Here is a 24256-nt window from a genome sequence, read left to right as displayed (position 1 = left end):
ATTCCTGCCGCCCCCGCGCCTACTCGGCGGCGGGCTGCTCCGTGTCGGGACGGATGTCGATGCGCCAGCCGGTCAGACGGGCGGCGAGGCGGGCGTTCTGCCCCTCCTTGCCGATCGCCAGCGACAGCTGGTAGTCGGGCACGGTCACCCGGGCGGACCGGGCGGCGAGGTCCACGACCTCCACCTTGGAGACCCGGGCCGGGGAGAGCGCGTTGGCGACCATCTCCGCCGGGTCGTCCGACCAGTCGACGATATCGATCTTCTCACCGAGCAGCTCGGCCATCACGTTGCGGACCCGGCTGCCCATGGGGCCGATGCAGGCGCCCTTGGCGTTCAGGCCCGGACGGGTGGCCCGGACGGCGATCTTGGTGCGGTGACCGGCCTCGCGGGCGATGGCCGAGATCTCCACGGAACCGTCCGCGATCTCCGGCACCTCCAGGGCGAAGAGCTTCTTCACCAGATTGGGGTGCGTACGCGAAAGGGTGACCGACGGACCGCGGACGCCCTTCGCCACGCGGACGACGTACGTGCGCAGCCGCAGACCGTGCTTGTAGTCCTCGCCCGGCACCTGCTCCTGCACCGGAAGGATGGCTTCCAGCTTGTCGTCCAGCTTGACGAGGACGTTCTTCGGGTCCTTGCCCTGCTGCACCTGGCCGGCCACGATGTCGCCCTCGCGCCGGGCGTACTCGCCGAAGGTGACGTCGTTCTCGGCGTCCCGCAGCCGCTGCTGGATGACCTGGCGGGCGGTGCTGGCGGCGATCCGGCCGAAGTCCGACGGGGTGTCGTCGAACTCCTTGGGCTCCTGGCCCTCCTCCAGCTCGGCGGGGTCTTCCTTCGCCCACACCGTCACGTGACCGGTCTGCCGGTTCAGCTCCACGCGCGCGTGGCGGCGGGCGTCGGGAGTGCGGTGGTAGGCGATGAGGAGGGCCGACTCGATCGCCTCGACCAGCATCTCGAAGGAGATCTCCTTCTCCTGTGCCAAGCCCTTCAGGAGCTTCACGTCGATGTCCACGGCTACGCCTCCTCTTCCTTCTTGTCCTTGCGGTTGAACTCGATCTCCACGCGCGCCTTGGCGATGTCGGCGAACTCGATCCGGCGGGCGGTGGGCTTGCGCCCCTTCACGCCCGGCACCTCCATGTCCATGCCGTCGTCGTCCACGGTCAGGATCCGGGCGACCAGCTCCCCGCCCTCGTGCAGCTGCAGCTTGACCAGTCGGCCGGTGGCGCGCACATAGTGGCGGTGGTGGGTGAGCGGGCGGTCGGCGCCCGGCGAGGTGACCTCGAGGTTGTACTCGCCCTCGCCCATCACGTCCGACTCGTCGAGCTTCAGGGAGATGGCCCGGCTCAGGTCGGCACAGGCGTCCAGATCCACGCCCTCGTCGGAATCGACGATGATCCTCAGCATTCCGCGGCGGCCCGCCCGGGACAGCTCGATGTCCTCGAGCTGGAGGTCCTGCGCGAGGACCAGCGGCTCCACGAGCTCGCGCAGCCTGTCGCTCTGGGTGGTGCTCATCCGGGTGACTCCTCGGCCGCGTGTGCTGTTGTGGGTTCGTCGCGTGTCAGACCAAAGGGTATCCGGTCCGGAGGGGTGTTGCCGTCCACCGGCGCGGTGGCCGCGGGTACGCTCGCCTGCGGTGATCTTCGATCGAGGGAGTGGCGCGTGGGGCGCACGGGGATGATCGGCAGACGCGCGCTCCTGGCGGCCGGCGCGGCGACGCTCGCGGCCTGTTCCGCCCCCGCGGAGGAGGCCGCGCCGAAGCCGCTGTCGGCCGCGGAGCGGGCGGCGCGGGCCGAGCTGGCGCTGCGCCGCCGCGCGGTCGCGACGAGCACGGCGCTGCGGGACCGCTACGACGCGGCCCTGACCGCCCATCCCGCGCTGAAGGCCCGTCTGACACCGCTGCGGACGTCGGCGGCGGCGCATGCGAAGGCGCTGGCGGAGGGCCTGCCGGAGGCCGGTGGCGCACAGAGAGCGACGGGCGGTTCGGCCGGGCGGGTGACCGCCGCGCCCTCCGGCACGCCGTCCGCCACCCCTGCTGCGGCCGTCCCCGCCGATCCCGCGGCGGCGGTGCGGGAACTCGCGGCCCTGGCACGGCGGACCGCCGACGCACACGGCGCGGCCCTGCTCGACGCGCCGCCGGAGTACGCGCGGCTGCTCGCCTCCGTCGCGGCGGCGGCCGCGACCCACGCGTATCTGCTGACCGCCCCCGACGCCCCGGCAAGGAGCACCCGATGACCGCCCTCGACGCCGCCCGGGCCGCGCTGGCCGCGGAGCACGCCGCCGTGTACGGGTACGGGGTCGTCGGCGGCCGGATCGGCGCCGCCCGGCGGGCCGAGGCGACGGCCGCGTACGACGCGCACCGCGCCCGCCGCGACGTGCTGGGCCGGACCGTGCGCGAGCTCGGCGGCGAGCCGGTGGCGGCGGCCGCCGCGTACGCGCTGCCCTTCGCGGTGCCGGACGCGGCCGCGGCGGTGCGGCTCGCGGCGGAGCTGGAGGACCGGGTGGCCGGGGTCTACTCCGACCTGGTGCGCGCCGCGGCCGGTCCGCTGCGCGCGGACGCGGCGGCCGCGCTGCGCGAGGCCGCGGTGCGCGCCGCCCGGTGGCGCGGCGGCGACGTAACCTTTCCTGGGCTCGCCGAGCGGGTGTGAGCCGCGCAGGACCAGGCCGTACTTCAGAAGGAACGACTGCACGCATGGGTTTCGAACCGCCGCAGCGGCTGACGCGGGCGCTCGGCGCGACGTACGGGGAAGCGGCGGCGGCCGAGTGGCTGGGGAAGCTGCCGGCCCTGGCCGAGGACGCGCTGGACCGGGCGTCGCTGACGGCCGAACGGGTGGTGGCGCCCGGCGGCCGCAGCAGCCTGGTGATCCTGGCGCACCGGTCCGACGGCACCCCCGCGGCGCTGAAGCTCGCGCCCGCTTTCACCCGTCCGGACCTGGAGCGGGCCGCGCTGGCGCACTGGAACGGCTGGGGCACGGTCCAGCTGCTGCAGCCGGAGGACGGCGCCGCGCTGGTCCTGGAGCGGCTGCACCCCGAGGTCTCGCTGCGCTCGCTGCCGGACGCCAAGGCGCTCCTGGAGGCGGCCGGGGTGGTGCGCAAGCTGTGGGTGGACCCGCCGGCCGGGCACGGTTTCGAGTCGGTGGCGGAGCGTACGGCGCGGCAGGCGGCGGCGATGGAGGCTCATGGGGCGGTGTCGTCCGCGGCCCTCGACGCCCGCGAGGAGCTGCTCGCCGGGGACGCCGAGTCCGTCCTGCTGCACGGCTGCTTCCGGCAGGGCAAGGTCCTGGCCGGGGACCGGGTGCCGTGGCTGGCGGTGGGACCGGAGCCGCTGGTCGGAGAGCGCGCGTACGACCTGGCGCGGCTGGTACGGGACCGGGTGGAGGACCTGGTCGCGGCGAGCGCGGGCGCGTCGGCGGCCCGGCGGCGGCTGAACCGGCTCGCGGACTCGGTGGACGTGGACCGGGAGCGGCTGCGCGGCTGGACCTTGTTCCGCGCGGTGGAGTCGGCGACGCGTTGGCTGGCGGCGGGGCGGCGGCCGGAGGCGGAGCTGCTGCTGGAGTTCGCGGGCTGGCTGTGAGTTCGCGAACCGACTGCGGGGGAATACCCTTTTTGTAGCGATTTCGCTCGGCTCGGACCTCTGGGGGTCGAGATGGTCGAGGAGCTGTTGGCGGTAGCGGCGGGTGTGGCAACGGCCGCCGTCGTGTACGGAGCGGCTGCGGCGCGCGTGGTGAAGCAGTACGAGCGGGGCGTGGTGTTCCGCTTCGGGCGGCTGCTCAGTGAGGTGCGCCAGCCCGGGTTCACGATGATCGTTCCGGCGATCGACCGGCTGCACAAGGTGAACATGCAGATCGTGACGATGCCGGTGCCCGCGCAGGAGGGCATCACCCGGGACAACGTGACCGTGCGGGTGGACGCGGTCGTGTACTTCAAGGTGGTCGACGCGGCCGAGGCGCTGGTGCGGGTGGAGGACTACAAGTTCGCGGTCTCGCAGATGGCGCAGACCTCGCTGCGCTCGATCATCGGCAAGAGCGAGCTGGACGATCTGCTGTCCAACCGGGAGAAGCTCAACGAGGGCCTGGAGCTGATGCTGGACTCGCCGGCGATCGGATGGGGCGTGCAGATCGACCGGGTCGAGATCAAGGACGTCTCGCTGCCGGAGACGATGAAGCGGTCGATGGCCCGGCAGGCGGAGGCGGACCGTGAGCGGCGGGCTCGGGTGATCAACGCGGACGCGGAGCTGCAGGCGTCGAAGAAGCTGGCCGAGGCGGCGCACCAGATGGCGGACGCGCCGTCGGCACTGCAGCTGCGGCTGCTGCAGACGGTGATGGCGGTGGCGGCGGAGAAGAACTCGACGCTGGTGCTGCCGATCCCGGTGGAACTGCTGCGCTTCCTGGAACGCGGCTCCGCGACGCCCCCGCCGGCGCCCGCGGCCCCGGTGACCCAGGCCCCGCCGGTCACCCAGGCCCCGCTGCCGGGCCTGGAGCCCAGCCCCGCGTATCTGCGGGGCGCGGCGGACGCGGCCGACGGGATCGACGCGATCGAGGACCTGGCGGGGGCGCCGGTGGAACCGGCGCCGAAGGAGGAGGAAGACGGGTAGGCGACGGGGGTAGGCGACGGGTTCGAAACGACCGAAGGGGCAGGGCCGACGGCCCTGCCCCTCACGCGTCAGGCAATCACGCCGTCAGGCGGGCGATGGCCTCGTCGACGGTCAGCTCCTCGCGCTCGCCGGTGCGGCGGTCCTTCAGCTCCACGACGCCCTCCGCCGCGCGGCGGCCGGCGACGAGGATCTTCGGGACACCGATGAGCTCGGAGTCGGTGAACTTCACGCCCGGGGAGACACCCGCGCGGTCGTCGACCAGGACGCGCAGGCCCGCGGCCGAGAGCTTCTCGGAGACCTCGAGCGCCAGCTCCGTCTGGAGCGCCTTGCCCGCGGCCACGACATGGACGTCCGCCGGGGCGACCTCCGCCGGCCAGCACAGGCCCTTGTCGTCGGCGGTCTGCTCCGCGAGCGCGGCGACGGCGCGCGAGACGCCGATGCCGTACGAGCCCATGGTCACGCGGACCGGCTTGCCGTTCTGGCCGAGCACGTCCAGCTTGAGGGCGTCCGCGTACTTGCGGCCCAGCTGGAAGATGTGACCGATCTCGATCGCGCGGTCCAGCTTCAGGCCGGTGCCGCACTTGGGGCAGGGGTCGCCCTCCTGGACGACGACCACGTCGACGTACTCGGAGACCTCGAAGTCACGCCCCGCGACGACGTTCTTCGCGTGCATGCCCTCCTTGTTGGCGCCCGTGATCCACGCCGTGCCGGGCGCGACCCGCGGGTCGGCGAGGTAGGTCACCTTGTCCAGGCCCTGCGGGCCGACGTAGCCGCGCACCAGGTCGGCGCGCTCGGCGAAGTCCGTCTCGGTGACCATCTCGACGGTGGCCGGGGCGAAATGCGCCTCGACCTTGCCCAGGTCGACCTCGCGGTCGCCGGGCACGCCCACCGCGACGATCTCGCCGTCGACCTTGACCAGCAGGTTCTTCAGCGTGGCGGAGGCCGGGACGCCGAGGGAGGCGGCCAGGGTCTCGATGGTGGGGGTGTCGGGGGTCGGGATCTCCTCCGCGGCGGGCACCGCGGAGCCGTCGACCGGCTTCAGCTCGTAGGCGATCGCCTCGGTGTTCGCGGCGAAGTCGCAGTTCGGGCAGTCGGCGAAGGTGTCCTCGCCGGCGCCGGCCGGGGCGAGGAACTCCTCGGACTTCGAGCCGCCCATCGCGCCCGCGGTCGCGGCGACGATCCGGTAGTCGAGGCCGAGGCGCTCGAAGACCCGCCGGTACGCCTCGCGGTGCAGCGCGTAGGACTGCGCCAGGCCCTCGTCCTCCAGGTCGAAGGAGTACGAGTCCTTCATCAGGAACTCGCGGCCGCGCAGGATGCCGGCGCGGGGGCGGGCCTCGTCGCGGAACTTCGTCTGGATCTGGTACAGGATCACCGGCAGGTCCTTGTAGGACGAGCACTGGTCCTTCACCAGCAGCGTGAAGATCTCCTCGTGCGTCGGGCCGAGGAGGTAGTCGCCGCCCTTGCGGTCCTGGAGACGGAAGAGCTCCGCGCCGTACTCGTCCCAGCGGCCGGTCGCCTCGTAGGGCTCGCGGGGCAGCAGGGCCGGCAGCGAGACCTCCTGGGCGCCGATCGCGTCCATCTCCTCGCGGACGATGCGCTCGACGTTGGACAGCACCTTCTTGCCGAGGGGCAGCCAGCTCCAGATGCCGGCGGCGGTACGGCGGACGTAGCCCGCGCGGACGAGGAGCTTGTGGCTGAGGACCTCGGCGTCCGCCGGGTCGTCGCGCAGCGTCTTCGCCATCAACTGGGACATGCGCTGGACCGGTGCGTTGGCCATGGTTCTCGTACTCCTGCCGGATGTTTAGGTGATGGCTAGGGGGTGTCTGACAATTCCCCGTGGAAGAAGGAGCGGCGTCCGGTGCGTGCGATCGCAAGGCGCCGGAGAGCCCTCGTAGCGGAGCTACTAGGGCTTTTCGGCAACGCGGCGAGCGTGCGTGCCGGGCGTCGCGACGCCGCGGGGAATTGTCAGACACCCCCTAGGGAGGTTAGCCCCGGCGTGCCCGGTCGCGGAAATCAGTTCAGCGCGGCGGGCCGCAGCAGCGGCAGCGGCGCGCCCATGACCGCGTACGGGCGGGCCGCGGACGGGAAGTGGACCTGACGGGCGAGGTCGCAGTAGCCGAGGCTGCGGTAGAGGCCGCGGGCGGGGCTCTCGGTGTCGATGGCGGAGAGGATCGAGCGGGGCTCCGCGGCGGTGTCGGTGATCGTGGTGATCAGCTCGCGGCCGAGGCCGCGGCCCTGGTGGGCGGGGTGGACGTGGAGCTCGGTGATCACGAAGGACTCGTCGAGCCAGCGGTCGTTGCCGTTGGCGCGCAGATACGGTTCGACGACGGTGGACCACCAGTGGGTGCGGTCGTTGGGCATCCCGTACACGAAGCCGACGAGCCGTCCCTCGGCGGTGGTCGCGCCGTACGCGCGGGCCCCGGGGTTGCGCAGGTGGCGCAGCACGATGTGGTGGCGCACGGCGACCTCGTCGTCGCTCAGTCCGAAGGCGAGGGCCTGTACGGCGAGCGCCTCGTCGACGCGCTCGGCGAGGTCGACCGGTCCGATCGTGATCTCGGCGTCATCCATGCGCGCACCCTACAAGCGCGTCAGAACAGCACGCTCATGAACGCCCCGACCTCCCGGAAGCCGACCCTGCGGTAGGCGGCGCGGGCGGGGGCGTTGTAGTCGTTCACGTACAGGCTGACGACGGGCGCGACGTCGGCGAGCGCGTACCGCAGGACGGCGGCCATGCCGGTCTCGGACAGGCCGCGGCCACGGTACTCGGGGTGGACCCAGACGCCCTGGATCTGGCAGGCCTGCCGGGTCGCGGCGCCGATCTCGGCCTTGAAGACCACCTTGCCGTCCTCGACGCGGGCGAACGCCCGCCCGGAGCCGACGAGTTCGGCGACCCGGGCCTGGTAGAGCAGTCCGCCGTCGCCGGCCATCGGCGAGATGCCGACCTCCTCGGTGAACATGGCCACGCAGGCGGGCATGATCAGGTCCATCTCGTCCTTGCGGACGCGGCGGACCAGCGGGTCGGGCGCGATGTGCGCGGAGGGCTCCTCGGTGACCATCAGCGGCTGGTGGGCGCGGATGTCCCTGGCGGGGCCCCAGCCGGGCTCGAGGAGCTGCCAGAGCCGGGAGGTGGGCTCGGCGGGGCCGACGATGGAGGAGCAGCGGCGGCCGATCCGGCGGGCCCGGTCGGCGAAGGCGCGCACGGCGTCGGGGGTGGCGCAGATGGGGACGAGGTTGGCGCCGGAGTAGCACAGGGAGCGCAGCCGGCCGTCGGTGTACCAGCCCCACATCTCGCCGCCGAGCCGCCAGGGGTCGAGGCCGGCGGCCTGGACGCGGGCGGTGACGAAGGCGTTCTCGACCGGCGCGCTCTCGAGGACGGCGAGGGCCGCGCCGAGATCGCCGGGATCGAGCACCCGGAGGGTGGTCTGCGTCAACACGAGGGCCGCTCCAGCACTCCTTCGCGGCAACGACAGGATGTCGGCCTGCTGATCTGAGGAACTCTACCCGCACTCCCGCCCCGGCACCGCTCCTGCAAGATCCCTCCCGGCCCGCACCGGGCCGACCCCGCAGAGGCGTGCGGGAGCGGGCCCGAGTCCGACGGGAGCGGCCCCGCGTCGGACGGCGAGGGGCCCGCACCCAACGAGGACAGGCCCGCGGGCGGCGAGTACGAGTCGGCGTCCGCCGCGCGGTCGGGATCGCGTCTGCGGGACAGTCCCGCGGCCGACGGGGGCGGGGCCGCGTCCAGGGGATACAGGTCGGCGTCCGCCGGAGACAGACCCGCGGCCGGCGGGTGACGGCCCGCGTCCGGCCGGGACCGTGTGGGCGGAACATGGCGGCGGGCCCGTACGGCCGGGGTCTTCCCGGCCGTACGGGCCCGCTCGTGTGCCTTGTGTCCCGCGGTCAGCCGACGGTGAGGACCTCGGGCTCGCCGGACATGACGCCGTCCTTCTCCATCTGCTCGGCGATCTTCATCGCCTCCTCGATGAGGGTCTCGACGATCTTCGACTCGGGGACGGTCTTGATGACCTCGCCCTTGACGAAGATCTGGCCCTTGCCGTTGCCGGAGGCGACGCCGAGGTCGGCCTCGCGGGCTTCGCCGGGGCCGTTGACGACGCAGCCCATGACGGCGACGCGGAGCGGGACCTCCATGCCCTCGAGGCCGGCGGTGACCTCCTCGGCGAGCTTGTACACGTCGACCTGGGCGCGGCCGCAGGACGGGCAGGAGACGATCTCCAGGCGGCGCTGGCGCAGGTTCAGCGACTCCAGGATCTGGATGCCGACCTTGATCTCCTCGGCCGGCGGGGCGGAGAGGGAGACGCGGATCGTGTCGCCGATGCCCTCGGAGAGCAGCGCGCCGAAGGCCACCGCGGACTTGATCGTGCCCTGGAACGCGGGGCCCGCCTCGGTGACGCCGAGGTGCAGCGGGTAGTCGCACTGCGCGGCGAGCTGGCGGTACGCGTTGACCATCACGACCGGGTCGTTGTGCTTGACCGAGATCTTGATGTCGCGGAAGCCGTGCTCCTCGAAGAGCGACGCCTCCCACAGCGCGGACTCGACGAGCGCCTCCGGCGTGGCCTTGCCGTACTTCGCCAGCAGCCGGGCGTCGAGCGAGCCGGCGTTGACGCCGATCCGGATCGGGGTGCCGGCCGCGGAGGCCGCCTTGGCGATCTCCTTGACCTTGTCGTCGAACTGCTTGATGTTGCCCGGGTTCACCCGCACCGCCGCGCAGCCCGCGTCGATCGCGGCGAAGACGTACTTCGGCTGGAAGTGGATGTCGGCGATCACCGGGATCTGCGACTTCTTCGCGATCGTGGCGAGCGCGTCGGCGTCGTCCTGCGTCGGGCAGGCGACCCGGACGATCTGGCAGCCGGAGGCGGTGAGCTCGGCGATCTGCTGGAGCGTGGCGCCGATGTCGGAGGTGCGGGTGGTCGTCATCGACTGCACCGAGACGGGTGCGTCGCCGCCGACGGCCACGGAGCCGACCATGATCTGGCGGCTCTTGCGCCGCTCCGCGAGCTTGGTCGGAACGGACGGCATACCGAGAGAAATCGCGGTCATCAGCTGTGCAACCCCAAGTGTGGCCTGGTGTGGATCGAGTCCCGTACGGCTGCGGGCTCCGGCCCTACGAGATTACAGCCCCGGGGGTGGGCGGCCCGACACCGCAGGGGTGTCCGGCCGCCCGTACGGACGCGCTCGCGGTCAGGTGATCTTGACCGGATTGACGATGTCGGCGACGAGGACGAGCAGCGTGAAGCAGACGAAGACGCCCGCCACCACGTACGCCACCGGCATCAGCTTCGCCACGTCGAACGGACCCGGGTCGGGCCGCCTGAACAGGCGCGCGGTGTGCCGCCGCAGCGACTCCCACAGGGCGCCGGCGATGTGGCCGCCGTCCAGCGGGAGCAGCGGCAGCATGTTGAACAGGAACAGCGAGATGTTGAACATCACCAGGACGCTCAGCATCATCGACAGGATCCGCTCGGGCGGGGCCTCCACGGCCATGATCTCGCCGGAGATCCTGGCCGCGCCGACGACGCCGACCGGGGAGTCCTGCTTGCGCTCGCCGTCGCCGAAGGCCGCGTCCCACAGGTCGGGGATCTTGCCGGGCAGGGCGATGACCGATTCGACCCCGGACTCCATGAGGTCGGTCATCCGGTCGACGGACTGGCCGAAGGTGAGCGGCAGGACCTCGGTCTTGGAGACGAAGCCCAGATAGCCGGCCTTCACGGTGTCCAGCGGCTGGACGACCTTGCCGTCCTCGTCCTTCTTCAGCACCTCGTTCTCGATGAGCGTCGGGTGCAGGTCCATCCGCTGGCCGCCGCGCTCGATGGTGAGGGTGGCCGGGCCGATGGTGTCGCGGATGCGGTCGGAGAGGGTGTTCCAGTCCTCGACCGGCTTGCCGTTGAAGGCGACGATCTTGTCGCCCTTGAGCAGGCCGGCCGCGTGCGCGGGTGAGACCGGGTCGGTCTTGGCGCAGTTCTCGCGCTGCTCGCCCTTCGGGTTCTGCTCGATGACGCACTTCTGGACGCCGGCGACCTTGGTGGTCTGGGTCTCGTAGCCGAGGACCATCGAGCTGCCGAAGAAGACCACGGCGGCGAGGATCAGGTTCATGAACGGGCCGGCGAACATCACGATCACGCGCTTCCACGGCTTGCGCGTGTAGAAGAGCCGCTTCTCGTCGCCGGGCTGCAGCTCCTCGAAGGACGCCTCGCGCGCGTCCTCGATCATGCTGCGCCACGGCGAGGTGGAGCGGGCCTCGATCTTGCCGTCCTTGCCGGGCGGGAACATGCCGATCATGCGGATGTAGCCGCCGGCGGGGATCGCCTTGATCCCGTACTCCGTCTCGCCCTTCTTCCGCGACCAGATGGTCGGGCCGAAGCCGACCATGTACTGCGGCACGCGGATGCCGAACAGTTTGGCCGTGGAGAGGTGGCCCAGCTCGTGCCAGGCGATGGAGATGAGCAGCCCCAACGCGAACAGCACGATGCCGAGCACCGTCAGGAGTGTGGTCATGCGCGCGCCTCCACGATGGACTTCGCCGCCAGTTCACGGGCCCGGGCGCGAGCCCAGGTCTCCGCTTCGAGGACGTCCGACACGGTGAGCGAGGTTCCCGTGGGGGTGCCGTGCTCGGTGACGACGGCGGTGACCGTGTCCATGATCCCGTTGAACGGCAGCCGGCCGTCCAGGAACGCGGCCACGCACTCCTCGTTCGCGGCATTGAACACCGCCGGGGCCGTGCCGCCCTGCTCGCCCACGTGCCGGGCGAGTCCGACGGACGGGAACGCCTCGGTGTCGAGCGGGAAGAACTCCCAGGTGGAGGCCTTGGACCAGTCGAAGGCGGGGGCTGCGTCCGGTACCCGCTCGGGCCAGCCGATGCCGATGGCGATCGGGCCGCGCATGTCCGGCGGGGTGGCCTGGGCGAGCGTGGAGCCGTCGGTGAACTCGACCATGGAGTGCACGTACGACTGGGGGTGGACGACGACCTCGATGCGGTCGAAGGGGATGTCGTAGAGCAGGTGCGCCTCGATGACCTCCAGGCCCTTGTTGACCAGGGTGGCGCTGTTGATCGTGATGACCGGGCCCATGGCCCAGGTCGGGTGGGCGAGCGCGTCCTCGCGGGTGACGTGCGCGAGCTCCGCGCGGGTGCGGCCGCGGAACGGGCCGCCGGAGGCGGTGACGACCAGCTTGCGCACGTCGGCGCGGGTGCCGGCGGCGAGTGCCTGGAACAGCGCGGCGTGCTCGGAGTCGACCGGGATGATCTGGCCGGGCTTCGCGAGCGCCTTGACCAGCGGGCCGCCGACGATCAGCGACTCCTTGTTGGCCAGGGCGAGGGTGCGGCCCGCCTCGAGCGCGGCGAGCGTCGGGGCGAGGCCGATGGAGCCGGTGATGCCGTTGAGGACGGTGTGGCAGGGGGACGCGGCGAGCTGGGTGGCGGCGTCCGGCCCGGCCAGGATCTCGGGCAGGGGCTCGGCCCCGTACCGCTCCTTCAGCGCCTCCTTCAGCTCCGGCACGGCCTCCTCGCGGGCCACGGCGACCGTGCCGGCCTTCAGCCGGTGCGCCTGCTCGGCGAGCAGCGCGATCCGGCCGCCGGAGGCCGCGAGCGCGGTGACGCGGAAGCGGTCGGGGTTGCGCAGGACGAGGTCGACGGCCTGGGTGCCGATGGACCCGGTCGAGCCGAGGACGACGATGTCCCGGCGGCCTTCGGTGCTGTCGAAGGCGGTGTGCGGGTCCGCGAGAGGAGAGGGGCGAGCGCTCATGCCCCCCATTCTTGCCTCATTCGCGGACCGCTCGTGCCTCAGGCCCGGCCTCAGACCTTGGCGGCGCCCTGGAACTTCTTCCACTGGGCGTCGATCACCTCGGGCGGCACGCCCCCGATGTCCTTGGTGTCCGTGATCTCGCCCCGGAAGGAGAGGGTGGTGGTGCCGGAGCGGACGACGGTGAGGTACTCGTACAGCTTCAGCTTGCCCTTGACGTCGAGGATGGTGAACTTGAACGCGACGGCCTCGTCGCCGAGTTTCGGCGCGGTCAGCGTCTCGACCTTCAGGTACTGCGCCTTCGCGATCGCCCGCTCCTCGGTGAAGCCGCCGGCGCACTGCTTGCCGGCGGTGTCGAGGTTCTTCAGCACGGTGGCGGCGCCGTCCGAGCCGTAGGAGCGCAGGGTCACGCCGACGGTGGTGCCGGTCAGCTCGTCCGGGACGTCGACGTTGCGGTGGACCTCGGCGGCGGGGTCGGGGTCGGCGACCTCCTCGGCGAGGCTGACCAGCGGCTGGCAGACGGCCGGGGCGGCGGTGTACGACTCGCCGAGGGGGGCGCCGAGGGTGTACTCGGAGGCGGTGTAGCGGCCGACCTTCTCGCCGTCGGCGAGGGCGGCGGCGTTCAGCTGCGCCGACGTGAGCGCGCCGGCGGTGTCGGGCGCGGGGGCGCTCGTGCTGGCCTCGGGCTTGGGCTCGGTCCCGCCCTGGGGCTTGTCGTCGCCGCCGGAGCCGTCGCCGCACCCGGCGAGCAGCAGCCCGCCGAGGAGGAGCGCGACGCCCGTCCTCATCCGCGTGTGTGTCCCCGTGGTCCCCGTGCCGAACATGCCCTGCCCCTATCGGTGATGATCGTGAGCCGCCAGATTATCGGCCGTGGGCGGCGCCGAAGGCGGCGTGGAACCCGGGGAAGGTCTTGCGGACGCAGCCGGGGTCGTCGAAGGAGATGCCGGGGGTCCGCAGGGCGGTCACGGCGAAGGACATGACGATCCGGTGGTCGCCGTGGGTGGCGATCTCGACGGGGCCGGTGGGCGTGCCGGGGTGGATCTCGATCCAGTCGGGACCGGTGTGCACCTCGATGCCCAGCCGGCGCAGGTTCTCGGCACAGGCGTCGAGGCGGTCGCACTCCTTGACGCGGGTGTTGGCGACGTCCTCGATACGGACCGGGCCGTCGGCGAAGGGGGCGAGGGCGGCGAGGGTGGGCATGGTGTCGGAGATGTCGCGCATGTTGACGGTGAGTCCGCGGAGCGAGCCGGTGGAGCGGACGGTGGTGCGGTCGTCCTCGACGCGGACGTCGGCCCCCATGCGCCGCAGTACGTCGACGAAGGCGAGATCGCCCTGGAGGGCGTTCGCGCCCAGACCGGGGACGGTGACCTCGCCGCCGGGGAGGAGGGCGGCGGCGGCGAAGAAGTAGCTGGAGGTGGAGGCGTCGGGCTCGACGGCGTAGGTGGTGGCGGTGTAGCCGGTGGGTTCGACGGTGTACGTACGACCGCCCTCGGGGCCGTCCTCGCGGGTGACGCGGGCGCCGAAGGATCGCATCATCGCGAGCGTGATCTCGACGTACGGCTCGGAGACCAGGTCGGTGACGGTGATCGCGAGGCCCTCGGCGGTGAGCGGGCCGAGCATGAGCAGCGCGGTGAGGTACTGGGACGACTGCCCGGCGTCGAGGGTGAGCGCCCCGCCCTTGATGCCGCGGGCGGCGACGGTGAGCGGGTGGTGGCCCTCGCGGTCCTCGTGCGTGAGGTCGACGCCGAGGGTGCGCAGCGCGGTGCTCAGGGGGCCGAGGGGGCGGCGGCGCATCTGGGCGGAGGCGTCGAAGCGGTACGTGCCGTGGCCGGCGGCGGCGAGCGTCGGCAGGAACCGGGCGGTGGTGGCGCCGTCACGGCAGTAGACGTCGGCGGTGTCGTGGGCCGGGCCCTCGGGGCGGCCGGTGATGTGCCAGGCGTCCTCGTCCTGCCGCACCTCGTACCCCAGGGCCTTCAGCCCCTCGGCGAACCCCTCGGTGTCGTCGGACCGGAGCGGCTTGAGCAGGGTGGTGGTCCCGCGTGCGGCGGCGGCGAGGAAGAGCGCGCGAGCGGTGACGGACTTGGAGCCGGGGATGTCGATGACGGTCACGGGAGCATCCTGCCGGGGCACGGCGCGCGAGCGCGCCGCGTTCCGCATGGCGGACCCCCGGGTCCGTCAGGTCGGGCCCGCGCTCGTCTCGCCCCCCGTGTGGGCGGGGAACGGCCACAGCTCAGACGCGGCCGTAGCGTTCGTAGACGACTCTGGGGGCGAAGGTTCTTGTTTCCAGCAGGTCCAGGTGGATCGGGGTGGTGACCGGGGGGAGGAACGGGGTGCCGCCGCCGAGGATCACCGGGCTGCGGAACATGCGGAGTTCGTCGACGAGGCCGAGTTCGATCGCCTGCGCGGCCAGATCCGCGCCGCCGATCTCGACGTCCTTGTCGGTGGCGGCGAGCGCCGCCGCGACCTCCTCGGCCAGCGGCGCCTTCGCGAGCCGGGCGTTGCCCTGGACGCTGTCGAGCGTGCGGCTGAAGACGACCTTCGGGAGGGCGTTCCAGACCTCGGCGAACGCGGCGCCGAGTTCGTTCTCGCTCAGCGACGGGTCCGTCTCCCACACCAGCATGGTCTCGTAGAGCCTGCGGCCGAGCAGCAGGCCGCCGAGTTCGCGGGTCTGCTCGACGTGGAATGCGAATTGCTCGTCACTCGGGACGCCCCAGTCGAACGCCCCTTCGCGGTCCTTGATGAAACCGTCCGTCGAGACGCCCATCGAGTAGATCAGCATGCTGCACGCTCTCCCGTCCGTCAGGGCAGTTTGCGGTGGACGTTCTCGTGGGTCGACGGCCCCGGTTCCGGGTCGGCGATCCAGGGGGCGTCGCCGGACTGGTCGATGACGCCCGCCTCCAGCCAGGTGTACTCGCCCGACAGGACGCCGTCCACGACCCGGCGGTCCACGTCGTCCGTGTTGGACCACAGGCGGCCGAAGAGCTCCTCGACCCGGAGCCGCGACTGGCGGCAGAACGCGTCGGCGAGGCGGTACGCCTCGCGCCCGTGGTCGCCGGAGGCCCGCAGGTGCTCGGCCCGCACGCACGCCGCGCTCATCGCGAACAGTTCCGCGCCGATGTCGACGATCCGGCCGAGGAACGCCTGCTTGGTCTCCATCCGGCCCTGCCAGCGCGACATCGCGTAGAACGTCGAGCGGGCGAGTTTCCGCGAGGTGCGCTCCACGTACCGCACGTGCGTCGCCAGCTCGCCGAACTCCGCGTACGCGCCCGGCACCTGCCCCGCCCCCGCCACCAGCTTCGGCAGCCAGCGGGCGTAGAAGCCGCCCGCCTTCGCGCCCGCCTTCGCCTTGTCGGAGAGCGACTTCTCGGGGTCGATGAGGTCGCCCGCCACGGCAAGATGGGCGTCCACCGCCTCGCGGGCGATCAGCAGGTGCATGATCTCCGTCGAGCCCTCGAAGATCCGGTTGATCCGCAGGTCCCGCAGCAACTGCTCGGCCGGCACGCCACGTTCGCCGCGCGCCGCGAGCGAGGCGGCCGTCTCGTACCCGCGCCCGCCGCGGATCTGGACCAGCTCGTCCGCCATCAGCCAGGCCATCTCGGAGCCGTACAGCTTCGCCAGCGCCGCCTCGATGCGGATGTCGTTGCGGTCCTCGTCGGCCATCTGCGACGCCAGGTCGACCATCGCCTCCAGCGCGAACGTGGTCGCCGCGATGAAGGAGATCTTCACCCCCACCGCCTCGTGCCTCGCGACCGGCCGCCCCCACTGCTCCCGCACCGCCGACCACTCGCGGGCGATCTTCAGACACCACTTCCCGGCCCCGACGCACGTCGCCGGCAGGGACAGCCGGCCGGTGTTCAGCGTGGTCAGCGCGATCTTGAGGCCCGCGCCCTCCGGGCCGATCCGGTTCGCCGCCGGCACCCGGACGCCGTGGAACCGGGTCACCCCGTTCTCCAGGCCGCGCAGGCCCATGAACGCGTTGCGGTGCTCCACCGTGATCCCGGGCGCGTCCGCCTCGACCACGAAGGCGGTGATCCCGCCCCGGTGGCCCTCCGACTTCGGCACGCGCGCCATGACGACGAGCAGGTCGGCGACCACGCCGTTGGTGGTCCAGAGCTTCACGCCGTCGAGGACGTAGGTGTCGTCCCCGTCCGGCACCGCCGTCGTCGCGAGCCGCGCCGGGTCGGAGCCGACGTCGGGCTCGGTGAGCAGGAAGGCGGAGATGTCGGTGGTCGCGAGCCGGGGCAGGAAGGCGTCCTTCTGCTCCTGGGTGCCGAACAGCTTCAGCGGCTGCGGCACGCCGATCGACTGGTGCGCGGAGAGCAGCGCGCCGAGCGCCGGGCTGACGGAGCCGACGAGGGCGAGGGCCTTGTTGTAGTACACCTGGGTGAGGCCGAGCCCGCCGTACTTCGGGTCGATCTTCATCCCGAGCGCGCCGAGCTCCTTCAGGCCGGACACGACCTCGTCCGGCACCCGGGCCTCGCGCTCGATGAGCGCCCCGTCGACACGGGTCTCGCAGAAGTCCTTCAGCCGGGCCAGGAACGCCTCACCGCGCCGCACGTCCTCGTCCGCGGGCAGCGGATGGGGGTGGACGAGGTCCAGGCGGAAGCGGCCGAGGAAGAGTTCCTTGGCGAAGCTGGGCTTGCGCCAGTCCTGCTCGCGCGCCGCCTCGGCGACCTGTCGCGCTTCTCGTTCGGTGACCTTGGGCCGCTGGGTGGGTGCGGTCATGAGGAGCTCACCTCGCCGCTCGTCGGGGCTTGTGGCTACTCGTCCGTCGTACCCGATTTCCGGCGGTTCGGAAAGACGGAGGGCCCGCTTCGTACGCCGCACGGGGCGAAGTCCGTCACTCCAGGGCCCAGCCGTCCTCGCCCACCCGCCGGGCCAGGTCGATCTTCGTGAAGGTGGGGCGGCCCGCCTGCTGGTACTTGTCCTTGACGCGGTCCAGGTAGTACTTGGCCGTGTGCGGGCTGATGCCCGTCCGGCGGGCCGTGGCCTTGAGGGTGAGGCCGGAGGCGTACGCGAGCAGGACCTCGATCTCCTTGGGCGCCAGATGCGGGCGGGCCGGGCCGTCGGCATGGGCCCAGGCGAAGGCCAGTTCCGGGGAGTGCACGGTGCCGCCCCGGGCGAGTTCCCCGACGGCCCGCACCAGCGTCGGCAGGTCGTGGTCCTTGGTCAGATAGCCGCCGGCGCCGGCGGCGACGGCGCCGACGATCTGCCCGCGGTCCGCCACCGTGCTGATGACCAGCACCCGTGCGCCCGCCTCCCTCAGCCGCCGGATGTTGTCGGCCGGTACGGACCCGTCCTGCAGCAGCAGGTCGAGGAGGACGACGTCGCAGGTCGCCCCGGCGGCGAGCAGCCCGTCCACCGTGCCGGCCGCGGCCGTCAGCCGCAGGCCCGGTGCGTCGCCGAGCCACGCGCGCAGCCCGTCGAGCAGCATCCGGTCGTCGTCGACGACGGCCACGTCGATCACACGAGCCGCGTCGGTCACGTCGGTCACGTCGGTCACGCCGGCCACCGCAGCTCCACCCGCGTGCCCTCCCCCGGTGCGCTGTCGACCTCGGCCGCGCCGCCCGCCTCGCGCATCCGGGCGTGCACCGAACACCGCAGGCCGAAACCTTTCATCTCAGCCTCGGCCTCGGGGTCGAAGCCCACGCCCCGGTCGACGACCGTCACCACGAGCGGGCGGCCTCCCTCCCCCTCCGGCCGCCCGGTCACGGTGACGTAGGCGTGGGACGTACCGGAGTGGCGCAGCACGTTGTTGAGCGCCTCCGTCATCGCGTCGGCGAGGGCCGAGGCGGCAGGGGCGGGCAGTTCCGGCACGGCGTGGTACTGGGCGCTGACCCGCAGCCCGAGGCTCTCCGCCGACCGTACGGCGCGCTCCAGGGTGGTGGCCGTGTCCGACGCGGGCTCCCCGTCGGCCTGTTGCCGGACGAGCCGGCGCAGATACGCGGCCTCCCGGGCGCACCGGTCCCGTACCGGCTCCGCCCCGGGATCGGCCCGACCGCTCGCGATGGCCGTCAGAGTGGCCAGCACCGTGTCGTGCAGCGCCCGGTGGTGGGCGATCCGTTCGGCGAGCCGGGCCTGACGGGCCTCGGCCGCGAGCGCCTTCGCGGTCGCCTCGTCCAGCAGGGAGCCCTGGCGGCGCAGGTACCACCAGAAGACGGCCGCCAGCACGGCCGAGGAGACGATCGAGTTGAGGTTGCCGGCCACGACCCCGAACTCCGCGCCGGTCAGCCGGTACCCGACCGCGTGCACCAGGCAGAGGCCGGCCACGACGCCCGCCACGACCGTCCACCGGGCGAACGCCACCGCCGCGACCGCGCTCGAGGAGCCGCCCAGCATCATCACCCACGCGACCTCGGCCGTCGTCACGTCACCCGCGCCCGCGACGAACGGCAGCGCACCGCCCACGACGATCACGTCGGCCGCCGCCGGACCGGTGCCGAACCAGCCGCGTGTCCGGGCCGAGGCGAACACCGCGACGCTGCCCGCCAGCGCCGCGCCGAGGGCGGCCCAGGCCAGTGGCCGGTCCCTCTGGTGCTGGGTGACCGCGACCACCCCGGCCGCCAGATGGCTGGCCCGGTACAGGCCGGTGGCCAGGATCATGAACGACTGCGCGCGCTGGAGCCCCGATCCGAGGCTCACCGCGCGCTTCCCCCCTGCATACGCACGTGCATACGCACTCCCCTTGCGCGCAACCCCCCTGAACGAGCGGTACAGCCGCCCGCCCGGCCGCCACTAGCTTTCCGGTCGGCACCTGTGGCGACGAGTCATCAGATCATCGCCCGGCGTCACGGTGCACGTCGGAATCCGGACAGAGAAGGAAGCCACAGTGGCCCGAACCGCTCGCGCAGGAATCCTCGTCGCCGTCCTGGCGTCGTTGCTGGCCGTGCTGATGCCCGGCACGGCCAACGCCGCGGACCCGCCCATCCGTTACACGACCGACCTGCGGAACGCCGCGATCTACGAGATGCGCGCCTCGTACTCCTGGCAGTGCATGGACGTGCGCGGCGGGTCCACCAACCCGGGCGCGATCATCCAGCGCTACGACTGCAACGGCAAGCTGCACCAGCGCTTCTACTTCACCCAGTCCGGCACGCCGGGGCTGTTCTTCATCGGCACCCTGGGCCGGTACTGCATCGGCGCCAACACGACGCCCGGCCCGGACTACTACAAGACGGTCGTGACCAACTACTGCCAGGGGCCTGGCCAGCACTTCCGCTGGGTCGACCGGGGCAACAACCACTGGGAGATCGTCGAGGCCCAGACCGGTCTGTGCCTGCACGACACCGGACGGCGCGTCGCCATGGAGCTCCGCCCGTGCGGCAACATCACCGAGCCGTACCCGAGCCTGTGGACGCCGCGCTACCACACGCAGTACAACTACGGCAGCATCTGGGGATGAGCGCGAGAAGGCGGCCCGAACCCCCGCACGGTGGGTTCGGACCGCCGGTCTCGGGGGACGGTCCGTGCGGGCGTACGTGTCGGCGTACGCCCGTACGGGCCGTCGGGCGTACTAGAGCGCCAGGCCGGTGAGGACCAGGACGCGCTCGTAGGTGTAGTCGTCCATCGCGTACTTGACACCCTCGCGGCCGACGCCGGACTTCTTGGCGCCGCCGTACGGCATCTGGTCGGCGCGGTACGACGGGACGTCGCCGATGATCACGCCGCCGACCTCGAGGGCGCGGTGGGCGCGGAAGGCGGCCTGCAGGTCGTGGGTGAAGACACCGGCCTGAAGACCGAAGTCGGAGTCGTTGACCGCGGCGAACGCCTCGGCCTCGCCGTCGACCCTGGCCACGGTCAGGACCGGGCCGAAGACCTCGGCGCGGGCCAGGGTGACGTCGGCCGGCAGCTCGGTGAGCACGGTCGGGGCGTACGAGGCACCGTCCCGCTTGCCGCCGGCGAGCAGCTTCGCGCCGGCCGCGACGGCCTCGTCCACCCAGGACTCGACGCGCTTGGCGGCGTTCTCGTCGACCAGCGGGCCGACGTCGGTGGCGTCGTCCGTCGGGTCGCCGGTGACCTGCGCCTCGACGGCCGCGACGATCTTCGGCAGCAGCCGGTCGTACACGGCGGCGTCGGCAATCACGCGCTGCACGGAGATGCAGGACTGGCCGCCCTGGTAGTTGGAGAATGTGGCGATACGGGTCGCCGCCCAGTCCAGGTCGGCCTCCGAGGCCCAGTCGCCGAGGACGACGGCCGCGGCGTTGCCGCCGAGCTCCAGGGTGCAGTGCTTGTGCGGCACGGACTCCTGGATGGCGAAGCCGACCTTGTCGGAGCCGGTGAAGGAGATGACGGGGAGGCGCTCGTCCTGGACGAGGGCGGGCATCCGGTCGTTCGGCACGGTCAGGACGGACCAGGAGCCGGCCGGCAGGTCGGTCTCGGCCAGGATCTCGCCCAGGATCAGGGACGAGATGGGGGTGGCCGGGGCCGGCTTGAGGATGATCGGGGCGCCGACGGCGATGGCCGGGGCGACCTTGTGGGCGCTGAGGTTCAGCGGGAAGTTGAACGGCGCGATGCCGAGGACGACGCCCTTGGGGATGCGGCGGGTGAGGGCCAGCCGGCCGACGCCGCCGGCGTCGGTGTCCAGGCGCTGCGCCTCGCCGCTGTTGAAGCGACGGGCCTCCTCGGCGGCCCAGCGGAACACGGAGACGGCGCGGCCGACCTCGCCGCGGGCCCACTTGACCGGCTTGCCGTTCTCGGCGGAGATCAGCTGGGCGATCTCCTCGGTGCGCTCGACGAGCCGCTTCGACACGTGGTCGAGGGCGGCGGCGCGGACGTGCGCCGGGGTGGCGGCGAACTCGTCCACGACGGCGTGGGCCGCGGCGACGGCCTCCTCGACCTGGGCCTCGGTGGGCACGCTGACCTTGCCGACGAGCCGGCCGTCCCAGGGGGAGGTGACGTCGAAGGCGGTCTCGCCGGTGGCCTCGCGGCCGGCGAGCCAGAAGGCGTGGGTGGCAGTCATTGCGGGCCCGGCCCTTTCGTGTGCGGTCGTCGCGGGAGGGGTGCTCCCGCTTGTCGTCCTTCACGTTAGGGCCGAGCGCGCGCTCGGTGGTTTGTCCGGGATGGAGTGGTGGCGGGTCGGGCCTGTCCGCATTGGCCGAAGGCGGCGCCGGAGGTGGGGCCGGAGGTGGGGCCGGAGGTGGGGCCGGAGGTGGGGCCGGAGGTGGGGCCGGAGGTGGGGCCGGAGGTGGGGCCGGAGGTGGGGCCGGACGCCCGAGGGGTCAGCCCCTGCGTTCCGTCGAGACGATCAGCCCCACGCCGAGCACCACGATCGCGCCGCCGAGGGCGATCGGCAGGGTCAGCGCCTCGCCCAGGATCAGCGCGCCGAGCAGCACCGCGACGACCGGGTTGACGTACGCGTACGTCGCGACCAGTGACAGCGGGGCGGTCTGGAGCAGCCAGGCGTACGCGGTGAACGCGATCAGCGAGCCGAAGAGGACCAGGTAGGCCCAGGCGACCCAGGAGCGGGTGGAGATCTCGCCGAGGTCGAGGCCGTGCTGCTCGCCGCGGAACAGGCCGAGCGCGGCGCACGCGAGTCCGCCGGCCAGCATCTCGTACGCACTCGCCGTGAACGGGTTCTTCGGCATCGGCAGGCGGGAGGAGGTGAACGAGCCGGTGGACCACATCAGCGTGGCGAGGACGACGAGGAGCACGCCGCCCATGTGGACGGCCCCGGTCAGCCCCGGCAGCGTCAGGACGGCGAGCCCCGCGAGCCCCATCAGCACGCCGGCCAGGCCGCCGAGGGTGGGCCGCTCGCCGAACAGGGCCTTGAGGACCACGACCCACGCGGGCACGACGGCGATGAGCAGCGCGGCGAGGCCGGAGGGGATGGAGGTCTCGGCGAGCACGACGAGCCCGTTGCCGCCGAGCAGGAGCAGCACGCCGACGAGGGCCGCGGAGCCGAGCTGCCGCGGGGTCACCTTCAGCGCCCCGATCCCCTGCCGCCAGGCGATGATCGCGGCGAGCAGCAGCCCCGCGACGACGAAGCGGCCGCCGGCGGACAGGAAGGGCGGCATGGTCTCGACGACCACCCGGATACCGAGGTACGTCGACCCCCACACGACGTACACGATCGCGAGCGCCGCCCATATCGCCCCGCTGATCCGCCGGCCGGCGGGCGCGGGGACGGCGGTGACGGGCGTGCGGGACGAGGGCGGTGACGGGACCTCGGAGGCCGGCTCGGCGGCAGGGCTTGTCATGAGCAGGAGCGTAGAGACGCCTGACACGAAAGGCCAAGAATTTTGCCCGAGTTCGGGCAGCGCACGCGGATTTCGGACGCGCTACGCCGTCCCGCCGTCCTCGCCGGTGGCCTTCAGGGCCAGCCACAGCTCCATGCGGACGTCCGGGTCGTCGAGGGAGCGGCCGAGGATCTCCTCGACGCGGCGCATGCGGTAGCGCAGGGTGTGGCGGTGCACGCCCAGGTCCGCGGCCGCGGCGTCCCACTGGCCGTGGCGGGAGAGCCAGGCCCGCAGCGAGGCCACCAGGTCGCCGCGGCCGGTCGCGTCGTGCTCGCGCAGCGCGCGCAGCAGCCCGTCGGCGAAGGCCCGCACCGCGTCGTCGGCGAGCAGCGGCAGCACCGAGCCGGCCGCCAGCTCCTCGTGCTCGACCAGGGCCCGGCCGCGCCGCCGGGCGACCGACAGGGCCTGCTCGGCCTGCTTGTACGCGGCGTTCGCCGCGATCGGACCGGTCGGCGCCGACAGGCCCACCACCAGGGCGGCCTCCTCGGCCTCCCGCTCCGCGTACCCCTCGCAGGCCGCGACGACGGCCCCGCCGTCGCCCGCGAGCACCACGAGCCGGTCATCGTTCTCCGGCACCACGAGCACCGCCTCGCCCGCCCGCGCCGCCGCCGACTCCAGCGCCTCGGTGAGCACCGGAAGCGGCGGCTCCCCGTCCGCCGGAACGCCCGCCGGCTCGGCGATCAGCAGCCGGAACGGGGCGTCGAGCAGCCCTCCGTACAGGTCCCCGGCCACCGCGCGGGCGTGGTCGGGCTGGCCCGACAGCAGCATCCGCAGCACTGCCGCGCCCAGCCGCTGCTCGGCCGCCTGGAGCGAGCGCGAGCGCTCCGTGGTCAGGGTGAGCAGGGCGATCGCCGAGTGCACCGCGTACCGCTCGGCCGTGCCCAGCGGCGCGCCCGTGCCGACCGCGAGGGCGCCGCGCACCCGCCGCCCGGTGCCGAGGGACTGCAGCTCGACCCGGTCGTCGGTGCCGCCGACCACCGCGCTGGCCGGGGCGGGCCGCTCGCGCAGCCGCTCCACGTCCGCGGTCAGCCGGGCGGCCCGGCGCGCCGCCCAGTCCGGGGAGACCGCGAGCACGGCGCCGGACGCGTCGTACAGCGCCGCCCAGCCGTCCACGTGCGCCGCGAGCCGGGCGACCACCGCCTCCGGACCCTCGGCGAGCGCCGCGCGGGTCAGCTCGCGCTGCGCCTCGAAGCCGGCGGTCACCGCGCGGTACTGGTCCGCCGCGATGGCCGCCGACACGGCCTTGCTGATCGCCAGGAAGGGGGTGCGGCGCGGCACTTCGAGCAGCGGCAGGCCCTCCTCGTGGGCCGCGTCGACGAGCGCCTGCGGGATGTCGTCGTAGTTGACGCCGATCGCGAAGCCGAGCCCGACGACGCCCGCGCCGAGCAGCCGCCGCACGTACCGCCGGGTCGCCGCGGGGTCCTCCGCGTCCAGGGTCAGCGCGGTGGTGAGCAGCAGTTCGCCGCCCTCCATGTACGGGACGGGGTCGGCCAGCTCGCTCACGTGCGCCCAGCGCACGGGCGTGTCGAGCCGGTCCTCCCCGGCGCGGACCGTGAGCTTCAGGGCGGAGTGCTGGACGAGGGACGCGAGGGTGGGCGGCATGGGCCGTATCGGACCTTAGGGCAGAGGACCGCCCGGACAGGGGAGTGACCGGGCAGCGGGCGGGCGCCGCTCCGGGG

22 protein-coding genes are annotated in these 24256 nt (G+C 72.8%); 5 read left to right on the top strand and 17 right to left on the bottom strand.

Annotation, left to right across the window (positions count from 1 at the left end; genetic code table 11):
• Positions 1–19: 19 nt before the first annotated feature.
• Together nusA and rimP are read right to left on the bottom strand one after the other, a co-directional pair.
• Positions 20–1012: a transcription termination factor NusA gene (nusA, locus tag ABZO31_RS24640; protein ID WP_406863451.1), complete on the bottom strand. Its 993-nt coding sequence runs from the start codon at positions 1010–1012 to the stop codon at positions 20–22.
• A 2-nt stretch (positions 1013–1014) separates the two neighbouring features.
• A complete protein-coding gene (rimP, locus tag ABZO31_RS24635; protein WP_406863450.1) occupies positions 1015–1512 on the bottom strand; it encodes a ribosome maturation factor RimP in 498 nt (165 codons plus the stop codon).
• Between the two features lie 147 nt (positions 1513–1659).
• Between rimP and ABZO31_RS24630 the strand changes: the two genes are divergently transcribed.
• From ABZO31_RS24630 to ABZO31_RS24615, 4 genes are all read left to right on the top strand, one after another.
• The gene (locus tag ABZO31_RS24630; protein WP_406863449.1) at positions 1660–2232 is read left to right on the top strand and encodes a hypothetical protein; all 573 of its coding nucleotides are present in this window, start codon (positions 1660–1662) and stop codon (positions 2230–2232) included.
• On the top strand, positions 2229–2645 hold the full coding sequence (locus ABZO31_RS24625; RefSeq protein ID WP_406863448.1) for a DUF4439 domain-containing protein: 417 nt from the start codon (positions 2229–2231) through the stop codon (positions 2643–2645). Before ABZO31_RS24630 ends, ABZO31_RS24625 begins: the two co-directional genes overlap by 4 nt.
• Before the next feature lie 44 nt (positions 2646–2689).
• Positions 2690–3571, top strand: coding sequence for an aminoglycoside phosphotransferase family protein (locus ABZO31_RS24620; RefSeq protein ID WP_406863447.1), 882 nt, complete (start codon positions 2690–2692; stop codon positions 3569–3571).
• A gap of 72 nt (positions 3572–3643) precedes the next feature.
• The gene (locus ABZO31_RS24615; protein WP_406863446.1) at positions 3644–4591 is read left to right on the top strand and encodes a slipin family protein; all 948 of its coding nucleotides are present in this window, start codon (positions 3644–3646) and stop codon (positions 4589–4591) included.
• Between the two features lie 76 nt (positions 4592–4667).
• Here ABZO31_RS24615 and ABZO31_RS24610 read toward each other — a convergent pair whose 3' ends face one another.
• The 12 genes from ABZO31_RS24610 to ABZO31_RS24555 form a co-directional block, all read right to left on the bottom strand.
• The gene (locus tag ABZO31_RS24610; protein ID WP_406863445.1) at positions 4668–6368 is read right to left on the bottom strand and encodes a proline--tRNA ligase; all 1701 of its coding nucleotides are present in this window, start codon (positions 6366–6368) and stop codon (positions 4668–4670) included.
• Between the two features lie 236 nt (positions 6369–6604).
• A complete protein-coding gene (locus tag ABZO31_RS24605) occupies positions 6605–7159 on the bottom strand; it encodes a GNAT family N-acetyltransferase (protein WP_406863444.1) in 555 nt (184 codons plus the stop codon).
• Positions 7160–7179: 20 nt separating this feature from the next.
• The gene (locus ABZO31_RS24600) at positions 7180–8025 is read right to left on the bottom strand and encodes a GNAT family N-acetyltransferase (protein WP_406863443.1); all 846 of its coding nucleotides are present in this window, start codon (positions 8023–8025) and stop codon (positions 7180–7182) included.
• Positions 8026–8488: 463 nt separating this feature from the next.
• The gene (gene ispG / locus ABZO31_RS24595; RefSeq protein ID WP_406863442.1) at positions 8489–9646 is read right to left on the bottom strand and encodes a flavodoxin-dependent (E)-4-hydroxy-3-methylbut-2-enyl-diphosphate synthase; all 1158 of its coding nucleotides are present in this window, start codon (positions 9644–9646) and stop codon (positions 8489–8491) included.
• 141 nt (positions 9647–9787) lie between these two features.
• On the bottom strand, positions 9788–11101 hold the full coding sequence (locus ABZO31_RS24590; protein WP_406863441.1) for a M50 family metallopeptidase: 1314 nt from the start codon (positions 11099–11101) through the stop codon (positions 9788–9790).
• Entirely contained in the window at positions 11098–12345 is a 1248-nt protein-coding gene (gene dxr, locus ABZO31_RS24585) for a 1-deoxy-D-xylulose-5-phosphate reductoisomerase (RefSeq protein ID WP_406863440.1), read from the bottom strand. The genes ABZO31_RS24590 and dxr overlap by 4 nt, the downstream gene beginning before the upstream one ends.
• Positions 12346–12395: 50 nt before the next feature.
• Positions 12396–13130, bottom strand: a complete 735-nt coding sequence (locus tag ABZO31_RS24580; RefSeq protein WP_406863439.1) for a hypothetical protein — start codon at positions 13128–13130, stop codon at positions 12396–12398.
• Positions 13131–13203: 73 nt separating this feature from the next.
• Positions 13204–14451 (bottom strand): 3-phosphoshikimate 1-carboxyvinyltransferase, encoded by a 1248-nt coding sequence (gene aroA / locus ABZO31_RS24575; protein WP_406863438.1) that lies wholly within the window; start codon positions 14449–14451, stop codon positions 13204–13206.
• A gap of 121 nt (positions 14452–14572) precedes the next feature.
• Entirely contained in the window at positions 14573–15121 is a 549-nt protein-coding gene (locus ABZO31_RS24570; RefSeq protein WP_406863437.1) for a dihydrofolate reductase family protein, read from the bottom strand.
• Between the two features lie 20 nt (positions 15122–15141).
• The gene (locus tag ABZO31_RS24565; protein ID WP_406863436.1) at positions 15142–17067 is read right to left on the bottom strand and encodes an acyl-CoA dehydrogenase family protein; all 1926 of its coding nucleotides are present in this window, start codon (positions 17065–17067) and stop codon (positions 15142–15144) included.
• 115 nt (positions 17068–17182) lie between these two features.
• A complete protein-coding gene (locus ABZO31_RS24560; protein WP_406863435.1) occupies positions 17183–17845 on the bottom strand; it encodes a helix-turn-helix transcriptional regulator in 663 nt (220 codons plus the stop codon).
• Complete coding sequence (locus tag ABZO31_RS24555) at positions 17842–18984, bottom strand: sensor histidine kinase (RefSeq protein ID WP_406863434.1); 1143 nt, start codon at positions 18982–18984, stop codon at positions 17842–17844. Before ABZO31_RS24555 ends, ABZO31_RS24560 begins: the two co-directional genes overlap by 4 nt.
• A gap of 187 nt (positions 18985–19171) precedes the next feature.
• On the opposite strand from ABZO31_RS24555, the gene ABZO31_RS24550 reads away from it, so the two are divergent.
• A complete protein-coding gene (locus ABZO31_RS24550; protein ID WP_406863433.1) occupies positions 19172–19744 on the top strand; it encodes an RICIN domain-containing protein in 573 nt (190 codons plus the stop codon).
• 111 nt (positions 19745–19855) lie between these two features.
• Here ABZO31_RS24550 and ABZO31_RS24545 read toward each other — a convergent pair whose 3' ends face one another.
• From ABZO31_RS24545 to ABZO31_RS24535, 3 genes are all read right to left on the bottom strand, one after another.
• Positions 19856–21301: an aldehyde dehydrogenase family protein gene (locus ABZO31_RS24545; protein ID WP_406863432.1), complete on the bottom strand. Its 1446-nt coding sequence runs from the start codon at positions 21299–21301 to the stop codon at positions 19856–19858.
• 259 nt (positions 21302–21560) lie between these two features.
• Positions 21561–22538, bottom strand: coding sequence for an EamA family transporter (locus ABZO31_RS24540; protein WP_406863431.1), 978 nt, complete (start codon positions 22536–22538; stop codon positions 21561–21563).
• Between the two features lie 81 nt (positions 22539–22619).
• Positions 22620–24179, bottom strand: coding sequence for a PucR family transcriptional regulator (locus ABZO31_RS24535; protein WP_406863430.1), 1560 nt, complete (start codon positions 24177–24179; stop codon positions 22620–22622).
• Positions 24180–24256: the final 77 nt, after the last annotated feature.

The organism is Streptomyces solicamelliae (genome assembly GCF_045348655.1).
Lineage (GTDB): Bacteria > Actinomycetota > Actinomycetes > Streptomycetales > Streptomycetaceae > Streptomyces > Streptomyces solicamelliae.
The sequence above is the reverse complement of the archived record's forward strand: the minus strand, read 5'-3'. Positions and strand labels throughout refer to the sequence as shown.

Bases quoted from the DNA above. Each gene is read 5' to 3' on its own strand.
- ispG (WP_406863442.1), bottom strand. From the start codon at position 9,646: ATGACCGCGATTTCTCTCGGTATGCCGTCCGTTCCGACCAAGCTCGCG.
- ABZO31_RS24610 (WP_406863445.1), bottom strand. From the start codon at position 6,368: ATGGCCAACGCACCGGTCCAGCGCATGTCCCAGTTGATGGCGAAGACG.
- ABZO31_RS24615 (WP_406863446.1), top strand. From the start codon at position 3,644: ATGGTCGAGGAGCTGTTGGCGGTAGCGGCGGGTGTGGCAACGGCCGCC.
- ABZO31_RS24565 (WP_406863436.1), bottom strand. From the start codon at position 17,067: ATGACCGCACCCACCCAGCGGCCCAAGGTCACCGAACGAGAAGCGCGA.
- ABZO31_RS24590 (WP_406863441.1), bottom strand. From the start codon at position 11,101: ATGACCACACTCCTGACGGTGCTCGGCATCGTGCTGTTCGCGTTGGGG.
- ABZO31_RS24620 (WP_406863447.1), top strand. From the start codon at position 2,690: ATGGGTTTCGAACCGCCGCAGCGGCTGACGCGGGCGCTCGGCGCGACG.
- ABZO31_RS24605 (WP_406863444.1), bottom strand. From the start codon at position 7,159: ATGGATGACGCCGAGATCACGATCGGACCGGTCGACCTCGCCGAGCGC.
- ABZO31_RS24535 (WP_406863430.1), bottom strand. From the start codon at position 24,179: ATGCCGCCCACCCTCGCGTCCCTCGTCCAGCACTCCGCCCTGAAGCTC.
- rimP (WP_406863450.1), bottom strand. From the start codon at position 1,512: ATGAGCACCACCCAGAGCGACAGGCTGCGCGAGCTCGTGGAGCCGCTG.
- ABZO31_RS24625 (WP_406863448.1), top strand. From the start codon at position 2,229: ATGACCGCCCTCGACGCCGCCCGGGCCGCGCTGGCCGCGGAGCACGCC.
- ABZO31_RS24580 (WP_406863439.1), bottom strand. From the start codon at position 13,130: ATGAGGACGGGCGTCGCGCTCCTCCTCGGCGGGCTGCTGCTCGCCGGG.
- ABZO31_RS24570 (WP_406863437.1), bottom strand. From the start codon at position 15,121: ATGCTGATCTACTCGATGGGCGTCTCGACGGACGGTTTCATCAAGGAC.
- ABZO31_RS24545 (WP_406863432.1), bottom strand. From the start codon at position 21,301: ATGACTGCCACCCACGCCTTCTGGCTCGCCGGCCGCGAGGCCACCGGC.
- dxr (WP_406863440.1), bottom strand. From the start codon at position 12,345: ATGAGCGCTCGCCCCTCTCCTCTCGCGGACCCGCACACCGCCTTCGAC.
- ABZO31_RS24540 (WP_406863431.1), bottom strand. From the start codon at position 22,538: ATGACAAGCCCTGCCGCCGAGCCGGCCTCCGAGGTCCCGTCACCGCCC.